Genomic DNA, 15842 nt, shown 5'->3' on the forward strand with positions numbered 1-15842 from the left:
CGCTCAGCGCCCACTGCGCAACGCCGCGACTTTCTCGGTGAGCGTGTTTCGCCGCCGGTCCATCGCGCCCAGTTGCGACACCATCCACTCGACAACCATCGGCAGATTGCTGTTCGCCCGCATCGGCTCGTCGATCATCAATCCAGCATCGAGCGCGTTGAATCCGGCCTCCAGCGCATGTTCACGCTCCCCTGCCCGCTCCCAGCACACGGCACTCATTCTCCAGGCCTCAACCGTCATCAGCCCGTCCTTCGCCGCCGTGGTCGACGCGGCCGCTCGCTCGTAGCAATAAGCCGAGTGCGCATAGTCCTGATGCGTCAGATGCACGCTCGCCTCGCCGAACAACCCGTTCGCCACGAGCTTGTGCCCCGCCGGATGCCCTGCCTCGACCGCGCGCATACCGCTGCTGGCGGCGCTCCGGTAAGCCGCGATCGCCTGCTCCCGATCGCGCCACTTCAGATACGCAGCCCCCGCAATCAGGTGCACGACAACGCATTGATCGAACCACTGCTCGCGCTCCGCGACCTTCAGCGCCGCCGTACGCAGTTCCTCCAGACGAGATGGATTGCCGCCTTCGATCATCTCGGTCAGCATCACGAAGTGCCGTCGAAACTCCCCGCTCGGCCCACGCTCGCCCGATTCCGCCAGTAACTCGCGCGGCACGCTCGCCATCGAATACTTGCCTTGCACGACGCGCACCGCAGCCCGATGGCGTTGCATCAACGCTGCAAACGGCGCGATATCGATACGCGGCACGACGAAGCGCACGCGCTCGACAAGCTGCGGTGCGACCGCAATGATCGACAGCAAATCGTCGATCCATCGGATCCATGCCGTGTCATCTCGTACCTTCACCGGTTCCAGCACGAATACCATCGCCGGAAAAATATCCGGATGGTGCTGCATCAGGCTGTCGGTAACCGCGAACAGATACAACAAGGGATTCTTGCCATCGTCGTAGGGGGCGTGCCAGTCCGCACGCACACCCTGCGCATTGGACGCCTCCCGCCGGCTGTCGTAGAACGCGATGAGTTCATCTGTCAGCGCCGTCGCATACCCTGATTCATTGACGAACGACGCCCGCATCGTTCTGACCGCGCACGACGTCTCGTCCTGGACCTGGAAGTACAATCGCACGAGTTCCGCATCCGTCTCGTCGGTCTGCCAGATCATCAATCGCGCGTCCTGCTCTTTCGCGAAACTCATCCAGTCCGCATGCGCGTCCATGAACCTGCGCTCCACCGGATTGGTCGGCTGCCAGTTCTGCATTCGGTCTGGCCTCCTCAAGGATTCAGTTTCAGGACGGCACCTTCGACCGTGTGCTCCGCGGTCGCTGACGACGTTACCGTCTTGCCGTTCACGCTGTGAGTGTTGGTACCGGTCGATGCGACATTGACACCCTGGATCGTGATCGTGCCGTCGCTCTTCATCACGATGCTGGACATCCCGCAGACGAGCGAAAGCTGGTCGCCGGCGTTGACGGTCACCTGATGCTGCACGTTCGTCGTATGGTTCGCCCCGACGTTGACGGTGTGTTCGCCGCCGACCGTGTGCGTATGCGCGTTCGCGATCGTCGATGTGCGCGTGCCGATCTCTTCGGTGTGCGCCGACGCAACCATCGTCTTCATGTCCTGCGACGTCGTCTGGTACATCTGCCCGACGTTCAGCGTCTTGCCTTCGCCGATCGTTTCGGTCTTGGCATGCGTGACCGATTCCGTGTGGCTGCCGCCGATCGTCGCCTCGCGATCCGACGCAATCGTCACGGTCTCCTTCTTCCCGACCGTTCGCGTCCGGTTTCCCCCCACCCCATGCGTCTCATCCACTCCTATCTGCGCCACCCGGTTCTGCCCGATATTCACCGTCTCGTTCTGCCCCACACTCCTTTGCCGGTTGTTCTTCACCTGCATCGTTTCGTCGTTCCCGACCGTATGCGTATGGTTGTTCCCGACGGAAAGCGAATGATCGGCCTCCGTCTCCGCATCGAAATTCCGTTCCGCGTGCATCCAGAGTTGCTCGGCACCTTTCTTGTCTTCGAACCGGAACGCATTGGCATGCTCGTTCGTCCCGCCCGGCGACGAACGGGACAGCAACCCGCTCTGCGTCGCCCCCCCCGGCAGCCCCCACGGCGGCATCTTCTCGCCGTTGTAAACCCGCCCGGTGACGATCGGCTCGTCCGGATCGCCATTCAGGAAATCGACCACCACCTCATCGCCCACGCGCGGGATCTGCACGCCCCCGAACCCGCCCCCGGCCCACGGACTGGACACCCGCACCCAGCACGACGAATCCTGATTGCTCTGCCCGTACCTATCCCAGCGGAACTGCAGCTTCACGCGCCCATACTGGTCGGTCCAGATTTCTTCGCCGGGCGGCCCGACGACGGTCGCCGTCTGCGGGCCGTTGGTACGCGGCCGCGGCGTGTCGCGCGGCGACCGGTAAGGCAGGCTCGACGGCTGCACGAGCATCATCGTCTGATGCACGACGGCCTCCGCGCCCTGATCGCTCGCATACGCGTTCTCCTGGAAGCGGTACTGGCACCGCACGATCAGGTACTCGCGGTTCTGATCGGCGCGCGGGCAATGTTCGAGCGCGAACAGATAGCCGGGCGCGGCACCCCGCACATCGGTATCGGCGCTCGCCCGCTCGTGTTCGGCCTGCTGTTCCTCGAGCCGCACGCGGCTGTAATGCGCGCCGGGCGCATCGTCGCGATAGCCGCCCGGCCACTCGAACGACGCGAAACTGTCGTGATCGTGGCCGCGCGGATCGACCTTCTGCGACGAAAGATCGGCACGCGGCTTCGTATAGTCGTAGTCGGTGGTCTGGTGCCGGCCGACGCTCACCTCCTGCGCGGGCAGCCAGCCGTCGATGTGCTCCTCGTCGGCGATCGCGGTGCGGTCGCGCGCGATGTACGGAATCGTTTCGTAGCCGGGCAGCACCGTGTGCGACGACATCGCGTCGCCCAGCATCAGCGTATGCGTGTCCTGTGCATGCCGGAACCAGAAGTAGATCCCCTCGAACTCCATCAGCCGCGACACGAACGCGGCATCGGTCTCGTTGTACTGCACGCAGTAGTCGCGCGGCACATACGCCTCGGCGAGGTGGTTCTCGATCGGAAAGCCGTACGTCGACAGCACCTCCTGCACGATCTCGGGCACGGTCTTGTTCTGGAAGATCCGGCAATCGGAGCGTCGCGTCGCGAGCCACAGCCACGGGCGCACGATCAGCTCGTAGCCGTAGTACCGCTCGGCTCGCCGCCCCGCGAGCGACGCGCGCGCAACGATGCCGTTCAGGTAGCGCGTCGACAGGTCCTGCTGTTCGATCCGGACCGTCACGGGCTTGCCGAGCATGTCCTTCAGCGACAGGCTGTGACTGTCGGCGAGCGCCTCGATCCGGAATTCGAACAGGCGGCCGAGTTCGTCGCTGCCGTCGAGCGTATGGAACTTGAGGTCGTCGCCATGCTGGCTGTCGAGTGTGAATACGCGATTCAAGTCGCTTCCTCCTCGTCGAACCGGTACACGAATTCGCCGTCGGCCGCGCTCAGCTCGATCGACGACAGCGTGCGGCCTTCGAGCGTGGCCTGCAGGATCGCGCGGCCGATGCGCGGCATCACCGTATGCGTGAGGATCGCGTCGACCATCCGGCCGCCGGATTCGATCGTCCGGCAGCGCTCGACGACCAGCGCGGTCGCCGCGTCGGTGCAGCGCAGCCGGATGCCGTGGTGCGCGTCGATCCGTTGCTCGATCCGCCGCAACTGCAAGGCGACGATCCGCGCGAGCGTCGCGTCGGTGAGCGGGTAATACGGCACGACGGTCAACCGGCCGAGCAGCGCCGCGGGAAACACGTCGAGCAGCGGCGCGCGCAGTGCGTCGGCGAGCGTCTGCACGGCGGGCAGGCGCTCGGGATCGCGGCACAGCTGCATCACGCGATCGGCGCCGACGTTCGACGTCAGCAGGATCACCGTATGCCGGAAATCGATGTCGCGCCCTTCGCCGTCCTCCATCCAGCCCTTGTCGAATACCTGGAAGAAGATCTCGTGCACGTCGCGGTGCGCCTTCTCGATCTCGTCGAGCAGCACGACGCTGTACGGGCGGCGGCGCACGGCCTCGGTGAGCACCCCGCCCTGCCCGTAGCCGACATAGCCGGGCGGCGCACCCTTCAGCGTCGACACGGTATGCGCCTCCTGGAACTCGCTCATGTTGATCGTGATCGCATTGTGTTCGCCGCCGTACAGCGTGTCGGCCAGCGCGAGCGCGGTTTCGGTCTTGCCGACGCCTGACGGCCCGCACAGCAGGAACACGCCATGCGGCTTCTTCGGATCGTCCAGCCTGGCGCGGGCGGTCTGGATGCGCTCGGCGATCAGTTCGACCGCGTGCTTCTGGCCGACGACGCGCTCGCCGAGCGTATCGGCGAGCTTCAGCACGGCCTGCGTTTCGTCGCGCACCATCCGGCCGAGCGGAATACCGGTCCAGTCGGCTACGACGGCGGCCACCGCGTGCGTGTCGACGGCGGGCAGCACGAGCGGCGCATCGCCCTGCAGGTCGGCCAGTCCATGCTGCGCGGCCGAGAGACGAGCTTGTGCCGCGGCGCGCGCGTCGGTGTCGAGCGCATGCGACGGATCGTCGTCGAGCAGCAACGCGCGGGCATCGACGATCGCCGTCAATGCGTCGCGTTCGGTTTGCCAGCGCGTGTCGAGACGGTCGAGTTCGGCCTGTGCTGCCGAAATCTCGGTGTCGATCACGTCGCGCCGCGCGGTATCGCCGGTGCCGAGCGCGCATTCGCGTCCGATCCGCGCCTGTTCGACGCGCAGGCTGTCGATCCGGCGGCGCGCATCTTCGATCGGCGCGGGCACCGCGTGCTGGCTGACGGCGACGCGCGCGCAGGCCGTATCGAGCAGGCTGATCGCCTTGTCCGGCAACTGGCGGGCGGGAATATAGCGATGCGACAGCGTGACGGCGGCCTGCAGCGCGTCGTCGAGCACGAGCACGCGATGGTGGGCCTCGAGTTTCCCGGCGAGGCCGCGCAGCATCGTCAGCGCGGCCGCTTCTTCCGGTTCGTGCACGTGTACGAGCTGGAAGCGCCGCGTCAGCGCCGGGTCCTTCTCGATGTATTGCTTGTACTCGGACCACGTGGTCGCGCCGATGGTGCGCAGCAGGCCGCGGGCGAGCGCGGGCTTCAGCAGGTTCGCGGCGTCGCCGGTGCCGGCGGCCCCGCCTGCGCCGACGAGCGTGTGGACTTCGTCGATGAACAGGATCGCCGGCCGCTCGGACGACATCGCTTCGTCGATCACGCCGCGCAGCCGGCTCTCGAACTCGCCCTTCACGCTCGCGCCGGCCTGCAGCAGCCCGATGTCGAGCAGGTACAGCGCGACGTCGCGCAGCGACGGCGGCACGTCGCCGGCAGCGATCCGCAGCGCGAAGCCTTCCGCGACGGCCGTCTTGCCGACGCCGGCCTCGCCGACCAGCAGCGGGTTGTTCTGCCGGCGCCGCAGCAGGATGTCGACGATCTGGCGAATCTCCGGATCGCGTCCGATCACTGGATCGATCTCATCGGCCCGCGCGCGGGCGGTCAGGTCGACGGCGAAGCGCGCGAGCGCGGAGCCGTCGGCGGCGGTGGTCGCACCGCGCATCGCCGTGTCGCCGCCTGGCGGCGCCTGCCCGGCCGGTTGCGCCTCCGGCGAGCCTTCGACGATCGACTGGAGCGCGTCGGCGAGCACGTCGGGCACGATGCGCTCGAATTCGCGCGTGATCGCCACCAGCACGTTGCGCAATTGCGGCGTCTTCAGGATCGCGAGCAGCAGCACCGCGCCGCGAATGCGCGTCGCGTCGTACTTCAGCGTCGCGTAGACCCATGCACGCTCGACGGCGTCGTCGATATGCACGGACAGATCCGACACCGAGCCCGCACCGCGCGGCAGCCTGTCGAGCGCGGCAACGAGCCCGCGCTCGATCACGGCGTCATCGATCCCGAAGTGGCGCAGCACGCGCTGCAGGTCGCCGTCGGGCCGTTGCAGCATCTGCTTGAACCAGTGCGCGAGCTCGACGTACGGATTGCCGCGCAGCCGGCAGAAGCCGGTCGCCTGCTCGAGCGTCTCGTAGAGGAACGGATTCAGTTTTCCGAACAGGTTGACGCGGCCGATATCGGACATGACGGTTCCCGTTTAGGCGGTTTCGCGATGAAGGGGGGCGCCGGTGCGCCGCACGTCGCAGCGGACGACGAGGTCACGCGCGGGGCCCGGTTCGAGCCGCTGCCCGAGCCACGCGGTGCGGCCGATGCCCTGCGGCCCGCCGAGCGCGATCGCCGGTACCGCGTCGGCCGCCAGTTCGAGCTGCACGTCCCAGTCGAACTCGATGCCGACGTATTCGCGCACCCATTGCGCAAGCTGCCGGGCATGCGGGCCGCCCGGCAGGAAACGGCGGTACGCGTCGAGCGACAGCGGGCCGAGCACGATCCGGAACCGCGACTGCGCATCGCGCACCGCGACGCCGAGCGCGACGGCGCCGACGCGCAACGTCGGCCGCGTCGCACGAATCGTGCAACGCTGCGAACGTTCGATCGCAACCCACTGCGGTACGTGCTCGACGATGCGGGCCTCGACACCGAAATGCCGGCGCAGGATCTGCACGAGCCCTTCCGGGTTGCGCGTGTGCCGCACGAGATGGCCGGCATGAAAATAGCGCGCATGCGGCGCGAGCGTGTCCGCGTCGGCTTGCGCGGCCGGTTTGCCGCCCGGTGCCGCCCGCCCGATCAGGCTCGCGACATAGCCGTCGAACCGCGCGCGCTCCGGGCGATCGAGACTCACCGTCGGCTGCGCGTCAGCCCACGCGCGGTAGAACAGCAGGATCAGCCGGTGATGGAACAGGTCGGCGAACGCGGCAAACGTCGGGTCGTCGTGTTGCGCCGCGCGTTCGTGTGCGTATTCGGTCAGGTGCGTCGGTAACGGCCCGTTCGGCCCGAACAGCCCGAAACCATGAATCGCGATGCGCGGTGGCGTGGCGCCGTCGTCGCTCACGCCGGCCAGCATCGACGCCGCGAACGCGAGCGACGGTTGCTGCCCGAGCCGCACCGGTTCGTCGTGCGGCCGGGCGGCATGGCCGAGCGGTGCGCGGCCGGGCGACAGCGCATCGAGCCAGCGCAGCGCCTGGAACAGGTCGTAACCGTGCGGCGCGGCGCGCAGGCGTGCCCACCACGCGTCGCGGCGTGCGGCTTCGGTGCCCGGTGACGTGGCGCGCTTCATATCGCGGGCCGCCTGCCGATGCGCGCCGGCCAGTGTGCGAGCGTGCCGCGTTGCGCGCTGGTCAGCACGCATTCGGCGAACGCGTTGATCGACACGTGGCGCGCGAAGAACTGTTCGAGCACCGCGCCGAGCAGGAACGGACTGTCGCCGGAGAACGCGTGGTCGTCGACGGTCACGTCGACCTGCACGCCGCGCCCGAACATCAGGGGGCCGGACGCCGGCAGCCGGCGGAACACCGGCGAGAACGCCACGCGCAGCACACCGTCGATCTGCCGGCGCATCGCGGCGTCGGCCGGGTCGGCATGCAGGCCGAGCAGTTCGCGCAGCGCATGCGCGCCCTCGTCGTCGTCGAGATCGGTCAGCGTGTGCCGCGCCAGCCCGAGATGGCGGATCAGCCGCCACGCGGTTTGCGCGTCGGCGATCGGCGGGCGTGGCCGCGACGGGCCGCGGATCGCGACGATGCTTTCGACCGGGGCCGATACGCGCAACGTGAACGTGTTCGCGTCGCCGGGCGGCTGCAGCAGCACGAGATCGCGGTTCGTGCACAGCGTGTCGGCCGCCAGGTAGCGCATCGTCTCGTCGTACGGCGCGCACTGGCTGTCGACGAGCGATACGTAGGTTTCGCTGCCGACGTAGCCGGTGCGCGTGCCGTTCGCGCGCGCCTGCGCGGAGACCAGCCGGGGCTCGCGTCGCATCGTGTAGTACGCGCCATGATTGCCGTCGTCGCTTGCGAACGACGCGTGAAACGGCCGGAATTCGCGCGACTGGCCGTCGTCGCGCTGCTCGCTCGCGAGCCGCTGCACCGCATAGACCTCGTAGTCGAGCGGCCGGCTGCGATCGACGACGACATGGTGCTCACGCGCGCCCGGCTGCAGCGGGATGCGATCGGCGCGGCGCGCGAACAGGTTCACGGCCGGCGTGCAGTTCAGCGCGAGGTGTTTGGCACTGACGGCTGCCTCGAGCGCCGCATCGTGGCGGTCGAACAGCACGGTCAATTCGAACGCGTCGCCGGTCGCGCGCGCGAGTGCGGCACGCAGCCCGCCGATGCTGAAGAACAGGAAGCGCGCCGGAAACGCGAAATACTCGCGCAGCAGCCGGTAGCCGTGGAAGCTGCGGCCGTCGTCGGGCAGGATCGCCTGTGCGGGATCGAAGCCCTCGTGGACGATCGCATCGGTGTCGAGCGTGTGCAACCAGCGCGGCGGCTGAACGGGATCGTGACACACGACGCCGAGCGCATGCGCGGCGATCAGTTCGAGCAGGTGCAGCGCGTCGCGCTCGGGGCCCGCCAGATGGAACGTCAGCCGGTCGAGCGGCAACTGGGCGAGTTTGGCGCCGCCGCGCGCCTTCAGCCGGATGCGCAGCGCACCGCGCACGTCCTGCCGGGCGGCGACGGCGCCACGCGGCAGCCACGACGGTGCGCTGGTGACGGTCGCATCGGTCAGTTCGAGCGGCCACAGCGTCAGGTCGTGCGCGGTGCGGAATTCGCACGCGGTCTGCTCGGACGCGGCCGGACGCGCGCGCAGCGCGGTGCCGGCCGGCAACCGCCAGCCTTGTGCGAGGCTGCCTTCGTTCAGCATCGGCGCGAACCGCACGATCGCCATCGACGGCAGCGGCGCGACATAGCCGGGATACACGGCATCGAGCAGCGCCTGCGTGAAGCGCGGAAACTCGGCGTCCATCTTCAGCTGCACACGCGCGGTGAGAAAGCTGAAGCCTTCGAGCAGCCGCTCGACGTACGGGTCGGGCGGCCCCGATTCATTGAGCCGCAGCCGCGCGGCAACTTTCGGGAACTGCTGCGCGAATTCGCCGCCGAGCTCGCGCAGGTACGCGAGTTCGCGGTTGTAGTAGTCGAGCAGGCGCGTGTCCATCGCGTCAGGCTCCCGCCACGGATTGCAGCGACATCGCGCCGGTCTCGAGATCGAGGCCGGAGCGCAGCACGAATTCGAGCGGATGCGGGATCGACCACAGCGTGCCGCGAATCTCGAACAGCAGCACGTTGTGACGCCGCTCGCCGGCGCGGCCGCCCGGCGCGTCGGTCACGCTGCGGACTTCGACGCTGTCGGGCGCGATGCGCGGCTCGAAGCGGACGATCGCATCGCGGATCGACGCCTCGACCGAGATCCGCTCGACGCCCGACATCGGCTTGCCGACGAGCGGCCGCATCCCGTAGTTGAGCACTGACGCCTGCGCCTGCGCGAACGCCGACCAGTCGACGAAGCCGTCCTCGGCGTTGCGCGTGTTGAGCAGCCACGCGAGATCGCGCAGCACGGCTGCGCGCAGGCGTTCGGCGCCGATCCACTGCGCGCCGGGCGCTTCGGTCGCGCGCTGCGGCATGTCGTCGGTGAGCCGGTCGAGCAGCGCAGGCTGGAGCCGGTCGCGCAGGCTGCCCTCCCGGCCGTCGCGGGTTCGCGGGTCGTCCATGGTCGTCTCCGCGCCGTCACATCTCGGTGTTTTCCTTGATGTTCCAGCCGACGGTCACCTCCGCGCCCTTGCCGCCGTTGTCGTTCTGCTGCCAGTACTGCTTCTTCACCTTCGCGGCCTGGAAGCCGTAGTGCATCATCAGCCGGTCGGCGACGTCGCCCGGATCGATGCCCGCGACCTGCGCGGACGTGACGAGCACTTCCTGCAGCGTCACGCGCATGAACTCGACCTGCGTGCCGCCCGTCTTGCACGCGGAGATCTCGACCGACGAAAGATGCTTGCCGTTCGCGCAGTTCTTGATGATCGCGGGTGCGCCCTTGTCCATGTACGCGGCGACGACGAGATCGTTGAAGCTCGCCTTGCCCGCGTTGCCGCCGCTGCCGCTCGCCATCGCGCCCGGCTGGCTCGCGCCCCACGTGAACGACTGGATGTCGGTCCAGCCCTTGTGCTGCGCGTCCGCCGATTCGCCGGTCACGCCGTCCACCTTCATAAACATTGCCACGCCCATTGCCGTCTCCGTTTCAGTGCGATGTCAGGATGAATGCCGCGGTGAATGCCGATCGTTGCCTGCTCCGCCGCTCACTCGTTGGCCGCCTTCGCGGTCGGCAGCCGCGAGATGAGCCGCAGCGATACGGTGAGCCCTTCGAGCTGGTAGTGCGGCCGCAGGAAGAATTTCGACGTGTAGTAGCCGGGGTTGTCCTCGACTGCGTCGACGACCACCTGCGCGGCCGCGAGCGGCTTGCGCGCCTTGGTTTCCTGCGACGAATTGACGGGGTCGCCGTCGACGTAGTTCATGATCCAGTCGTTCAGCCAGCGCTCCATGTCGTCGCGTTCGCGGAACGAGCCGATCTTGTCGCGCACGATGCACTTCAGGTAATGCGCGAAGCGGCAGCACGCGAACAGGTATGGCAGGCGGCCGGACAGCCGCGCATTCGCGGTCGCGTCGGGATCGTGGTACTCGGCCGGCTGGTACAGCGACTGCGCGCCGATGAATGCCGCGAAATCCGAGTTCTTCCGGTGCACGAACGGCATGAAGCCGTTCTTCGCGAGCTCGGCCTCGCGGCGGTCGCTGATCGCGATCTCGGTCGGGCATTTCTGGTCGACGCCGCCGTCGTCGGTCGGGAACGTGTGGCTCGGCAGCCCTTCGACCGCTCCGCCCGATTCGACGCCGCGGATCGACGAACACCAGCCGAACTGCTTGAACGAACGGTTGATGTTCGCGGCCATCGCGTACGCCGAGTTCGCCCATGTGTAGCGGTCGTGGTTCGCGGCGTCGGTGTCTTCCTCGAAGTCGAATTCGTCGACCGGGTTGGTGCGCGCACCGTACGGCAGCCGCGCGAGAAAGCGCGGCATCGCGAGGCCGATGTAGCGCGAGTCCTCCGATTGCCGCAGGCTGCGCCACGCCGCGTATTCGGTGTTCTGGAAGATCTTCGTCAGGTCGCGCGGGTTCGACAGTTCCTGCCACGAATCCATCTGCATCAGCTCCGGCGACGCGCCGGCGATGAACGGCGCGTGCGCCGCCGCCGCGATCTTCGACAACTCGCCGAGCATCTCGACGTCGGGCGGGCTGTGGTTGAAATGGAAATCGCCGACGAGGCAGCCGAACGGCTCGCCGCCGAACTGCCCGTATTCCTCTTCGTAGATCTTGCGGAACAGCGGGCTCTGGTCCCATGCGACGCCCTTGTAGCGCTTCAGCATCCGCGCGACCTCGTTGCGCGACGCCGGCAGTGCCTTGATCTTCAGCAGCTCGTCGGTCTCGGTGTGCGTGACGAGGTAATGCAGCCCGCGCCATGCGCCTTCGAGCGTCTGGAACTCGTTGTGATGCAGGATCTGGTTGATCTGCTCGGACAGCTTGCGGTCGATCTCCGCGATGATCTGCTTCACGCTGCCGTACGCATCGGTCGTCATGCCGACCGTATGTTCGAGCGCCTGCTGCGCGAGCGTGCGCACCGCGCGCTCGACCGACTCGCGCGCCTCGGCCGTCTTCGGCTTGAACTCCTTCTGCAGCAGCGCGGCGAATTCGTCGTGGGCGACGGCCGGTTGCACGGCATGGCGCGTGTCGACGCGGGACTGGACGGGATCATTCATCGCGGGCCTCCGGTTGGGTCGCGTCGCCGCCCTGCGCAGGCGCATGCGGTTCGCGCACGAGCGTCTTCAGCAGGTCGGGATCGTTGATCGCGCGCTCGATCAGCTGTTCGGCGCCGTGCTTGCCGTCCATGTACGACAGCAGGTTCGACAGCTCGGTGCGCGCCTCCAGCAGCCGGCGCAGTGCGTCGACGTTGCGCGCGATCGCGGCCGGCGAGAAATCGTCGATCTGCTCGAACGTCATGTCGACGTTGAGCATCCCCTCGCCCGTCAGCGTGTTCGGCACCTGGAACGCGACGCGCGGCGCGACCGATTTCATCCGCTCGTCGAAGTTGTCGACGTCGATCTCGAGGAACTTGCGCTCGGGCAAGTCCGGCAGCGGCTCGGCACGCTTGCCCGCCAGGTCCGAAATCACGCCCATCACGAATGGCAACTGCACCTTGCGTTCGGCGCCGTAGGTCTCGACGTCGTACTCGATCTGCACGCGCGGCGCCCGATTGCGCGCGATGAATTTCTGTCCGCTGCCCGCCGCCTTGGTTCTGTCCGTCATCGTCCACTCCTTCACATCGATCAGGTTGCGCAGTCCGTCGCCGTCACCCGAGTGGCGGCGCCTTTCGTTCGTTTCATTCGCTCCGCTCGCCGCTCAGCAAGTCCAGCTTCGGCAGGCTTTCCGGCGCGAGATCGCGGATGATTTCGTAGAAGTCGAGCGCGAGCAGCCGCTGGGCACGTCGCAGCAGCAACGGCGCCGGGTGGCTGGGTTCGTGCTGCTCGAAATAGCGGCACATCTTGTCGAGACCGATGCGCACGTCGTCGCGGCTCGTGACCTCGGCATCGCGCCACGCGTGGGCGTTCGGCATCGCCGCCGCTGCGGTTGCCGCGGGGCCGGCCTGGGAGGCGTCGCCGGGCGCGGCCTGCTGCCGGTCGGGCGAGGCCGGTTGCGGCTCGGGCAGCGGCACGTCGCGCACGATCCGCCGCAGTGCCTTCTCCGCGTCGCCTTCGTCGGGCGCCCATTCGCGGCCCAGCTTGTCCACCACGCACACACGGATCGCCTCCAGCGCGTGGAGTGCCGCGCGCGCCGCGTCGAGCGGCGTCGTGCCGTCGCTGCGCGTGGCCGACAGCGCGGCCAGCAGGCTTTCGCGGCTGCCGGCCACGGGGCTGCCGGTATCGTCGCGGCCGTCGAGCAGCCGTTCGGCGTCGCGCACGCTCGGCCCGCCGTCGAACAGCGGCTGGCGGCGCGCCGCGCGCGCGCAGTCGTGCGCGCCGGCTACCTCGGCGAGCGCATTCATTCGCAGCGTCGGGTCCGGTTCGCCGTCCGCGTCGAGCCGCGGATGCAGGTCGTCCCAGCGGCGCTCGAGCAGGTTCGCGACGAGCGCGAGCGCGTCCGCATAGCCGGGAATGCCGTGCTGCTCGATCCAGCTTCGCGCGAGACAGGCGACGACGCGCAGGTCCTTCGTGCGCGCCGACAGCGCCAGCGCGAGCCGCTCGACCGCGCGCCAGTCGGGCGCTTCGGCCGGGATCACGGTGTCGCCGTATTGCTGCTCGGCGCGCGGCGTCGCGCGCTCCTGAAGTTGCAGGAACTCGGCGTCGTATTCGAGGTTCGCGCCGCACGGCGCATCGGGCGCGACATCCGCGAGCAGCTGGCCGATCAGGTCGGCGCGCGGTGTCGCCGGCACGCCGGGCGGCACCGTGGAAAATGCGGCGGCCAGCGCCGCCTGGCTGACGTCATTCGAATGCATAGTCGATGTTGACTGGTTTGCTGCCGAAGTCGATCGCCACGGTGCGGTGCAACGGCGGCAGCGAGCCGTTGCGGATCTCGATCACGTAGACGCCCGGCGTCAGCGATACCGAACGCAGCGGCGGGCTCGCGCCGCGCCGTGCGCCGTTCACGTATACGTCGCCCCATGGCCGCACGTTGAAACGCACCTGCACGGCTTCCTGCGCCTTCGGCGGACGCGTTTGTGGCTCGGCGGGCAGCACGTTCACGGCGGCGATGGCCGTCTGGTTTTCCGGCGGTTTCGGCGACGCGGATGGCGCCGAAACCGGCGGTACGGCCGCTTCGGACGGCGGCACGTTGACGACGCGCTCCGACGCGTCGAGGCTGCCGGCGGGCGCGATGGTCGAGCTGGAACCGGCCGGCGGCGGAGCCGGGTTCGTCGCGGTGGTCGCAACCTGCGGCGCGGGAGCGGCGGCTTCAACGGCAGGCGAGCTGGCCGGTTCGGCGGCGACAGGTGGCGGCGGAAACTGCGAGGACGATCCGGCCGGCAGGCTGGACGGCGGCACGACGGTCGGTGTCGGCCCCTGCTGGGCCAGGGTGGCTGACGGCGTGCTCGAGGGCGGTGGCGTGCCGGCCTGCGGCTGGCTCGCGGCGGGCGCGGCCTCGTCGGCGACGCGGGTGGGCCGCGACAGATAAGTTGCGGCGAGGCCGGCGGCGATCAGCGCGACGAGCGCGCTGCCGACGTAGACCGGCAGCCGGCGGTTGCGCGATCCGGCGGTGGCCTGGCCGCGTTGTGCACCGGTCGGCACGGATGTGCCACCTGATGACGAAGCCGATGCGGCGGGATGCGGTGCGGTCGTACCGGCGCCGCCGGCAGCCGCGGCCGCGTTCGCATTCCCGGACCCTGCTGCACCACGCGCACCGACGTCGGCGTCGGTACTCGTGGATCGCGTACCGGCTTCGTCGGGTGTGTCAGTTCGTGCAGCGGGCGGTTCTTTCGCGCGTTCGACGTTTCCGTTCGGCCCTTCGGATTCGACCGGTTTTTCAACCGGCTTTTCAACCGGCTTTTCAACCGGTTTCGCAGCCGGCTGAGAAGCATGCGATGCAGACGCTGCGAGCGAGCCCGCAGCCGCAACGGCAGCGCCTTGTGCTGTGGTTTCGGACGTCGAAGGCGCATCGGCCTCCGGCTTGGCGCCGGACACACCAGACGATGCGGATGCCGTATCCGTGGGCGTAGACACATGATCCGCACCACCGGCTGCCGACGGCCGTCCATCCGGTGCAGCGTTGCCCGAAGCGGTCCGGCTCGCGCCGATCGAAGCCGCAGCGGCAGCCGACGCCGTGCCGGATGCAGCAGAAGTCTCGCGCTTCCCTTCCCCGCCTCTGCCTGCTTCAGTCACCGGCGGCACAGCCGCCGCACCATACCCGCCACCCGTCCCGAATTCCCGCAACCCGAGCTCCGCCGCGAAGGCCGCGACCGATTCCGGCCGGTCCGGAATCCGCAACTGCAGCGCATGATCGACGGCCGCGAGGAAGGCTGGGCTGTACACCTCGCCAGCCGGCAGGTCACGTGACGCGAGCGGCCGGTACGTGTCCTTGATGCTGCGCACGACCGCCGCGGGCGGCAGTTCGCCGGTGATCATCGCGTGCATCACCGCGCCGAGGGCATAGAGATCGGTCCACGGCCCCTGGCTGAACGCGGGATCGTCGGTGTACTGCTCGATCGGCGCGTAGCCGGGCTTGATCATCATCGCGCCGTCGTCGACCAGATCGCCGATCCGTTTGCGCGCCGCACCGAAGTCGAGCAGGATCGCGCTGCCGTTCGGGCGGATCAGCACGTTGTCGAGCGCGACGTCGCGATGGAAGCACTGCGCGCGATGCAGCGTGTCGAGCGCGCCGAGCAGCGCGCCGACGATATTGCGCAACTGCGTCTCGCTGATCCGCATCCCGCCGTCGAGCAGCTGCTTGAGCGTACGCCCTTCGTAGAACGGCATCACCATGTACGCGGTGCCGTGGCTTTCCCAGAAATGCAGGACCTTGACGAGCCCCGGATGATCGAATTGCGCGAGCAGGCGCGCCTCGTTGAGGAATGCGCCGCGCCCGGCGTCGAAGGCCTGCGCGAACCGCTCGGAGCGCAGCGACACCGTATAGTCGCCGCCGCGCGTGGCCAGCATCGACGGCATGTACTCCTTGATCGCGACCGCGCGCCGCAACGTACGGTCGAACGCGCGATAGACGATCCCGAAACCGCCGATGCCCAGCACCTCGTCGAGCTGCAGTTCGCCCAGGCGATGGCCGAGCGGCAGCGGCCGCACCGTGAATTCGGATGCGTCGCCGCGTGTCGCCGTGTCGTGCTCGTTGTCTCTCGATCCAGCGTCCTTCATCTCC

11 protein-coding genes are annotated in these 15842 nt (G+C 68.4%); all 11 read right to left on the reverse strand.

Translation table 11 applies throughout. The annotated features are described in order from the left end of the window. Window positions 1–3: 3 nt before the first annotated feature. The 11 genes from B7G54_RS02425 to B7G54_RS02475 all read right to left on the reverse strand — a co-directional run bounded on the left by B7G54_RS02425 (window position 4) and on the right by B7G54_RS02475 (window position 15838). The gene (locus tag B7G54_RS02425) at window positions 4–1269 is read right to left on the reverse strand and encodes a hypothetical protein (RefSeq protein WP_085037586.1); all 1266 of its coding nucleotides are present in this window, start codon (window positions 1267–1269) and stop codon (window positions 4–6) included. A gap of 14 nt (window positions 1270–1283) precedes the next feature. Continuing rightward, complete coding sequence (locus tag B7G54_RS02430) at window positions 1284–3488, reverse strand: type VI secretion system Vgr family protein (RefSeq protein ID WP_085037587.1); 2205 nt, start codon at window positions 3486–3488, stop codon at window positions 1284–1286. Then, complete coding sequence (tssH, locus tag B7G54_RS02435; protein WP_085037588.1) at window positions 3485–6145, reverse strand: type VI secretion system ATPase TssH; 2661 nt, start codon at window positions 6143–6145, stop codon at window positions 3485–3487. Before tssH ends, B7G54_RS02430 begins: the two co-directional genes overlap by 4 nt. A gap of 12 nt (window positions 6146–6157) precedes the next feature. Beyond that, on the reverse strand, window positions 6158–7234 hold the full coding sequence (gene tssG, locus B7G54_RS02440) for a type VI secretion system baseplate subunit TssG (RefSeq protein WP_106408931.1): 1077 nt from the start codon (window positions 7232–7234) through the stop codon (window positions 6158–6160). Next, a complete protein-coding gene (gene tssF / locus B7G54_RS02445) occupies window positions 7231–9102 on the reverse strand; it encodes a type VI secretion system baseplate subunit TssF (RefSeq protein ID WP_085037590.1) in 1872 nt (623 codons plus the stop codon). Before tssF ends, tssG begins: the two co-directional genes overlap by 4 nt. Before the next feature lie 4 nt (window positions 9103–9106). Then, window positions 9107–9655 (reverse strand): type VI secretion system baseplate subunit TssE, encoded by a 549-nt coding sequence (gene tssE, locus B7G54_RS02450; RefSeq protein WP_085037591.1) that lies wholly within the window; start codon window positions 9653–9655, stop codon window positions 9107–9109. A 16-nt stretch (window positions 9656–9671) separates the two neighbouring features. Then, window positions 9672–10163, reverse strand: a complete 492-nt coding sequence (locus tag B7G54_RS02455; protein WP_027791618.1) for an Hcp family type VI secretion system effector — start codon at window positions 10161–10163, stop codon at window positions 9672–9674. Between the two features lie 71 nt (window positions 10164–10234). Continuing rightward, complete coding sequence (tssC, locus tag B7G54_RS02460; protein ID WP_085037592.1) at window positions 10235–11743, reverse strand: type VI secretion system contractile sheath large subunit; 1509 nt, start codon at window positions 11741–11743, stop codon at window positions 10235–10237. After that, window positions 11736–12290, reverse strand: coding sequence for a type VI secretion system contractile sheath small subunit (gene tssB, locus B7G54_RS02465; protein ID WP_043183757.1), 555 nt, complete (start codon window positions 12288–12290; stop codon window positions 11736–11738). The genes tssC and tssB overlap by 8 nt, the downstream gene beginning before the upstream one ends. A gap of 73 nt (window positions 12291–12363) precedes the next feature. Beyond that, window positions 12364–13476 (reverse strand): type VI secretion system protein TssA, encoded by a 1113-nt coding sequence (gene tssA, locus B7G54_RS02470; protein ID WP_106408925.1) that lies wholly within the window; start codon window positions 13474–13476, stop codon window positions 12364–12366. After that, a complete protein-coding gene (locus B7G54_RS02475) occupies window positions 13463–15838 on the reverse strand; it encodes a serine/threonine protein kinase (RefSeq protein ID WP_085037593.1) in 2376 nt (791 codons plus the stop codon). Before B7G54_RS02475 ends, tssA begins: the two co-directional genes overlap by 14 nt. Between the last annotated feature and the right edge of the window lie 4 nt (window positions 15839–15842).

The sequence above is a fragment of the Burkholderia puraquae genome (assembly GCF_002099195.1).
GTDB lineage: Bacteria > Pseudomonadota > Gammaproteobacteria > Burkholderiales > Burkholderiaceae > Burkholderia > Burkholderia puraquae.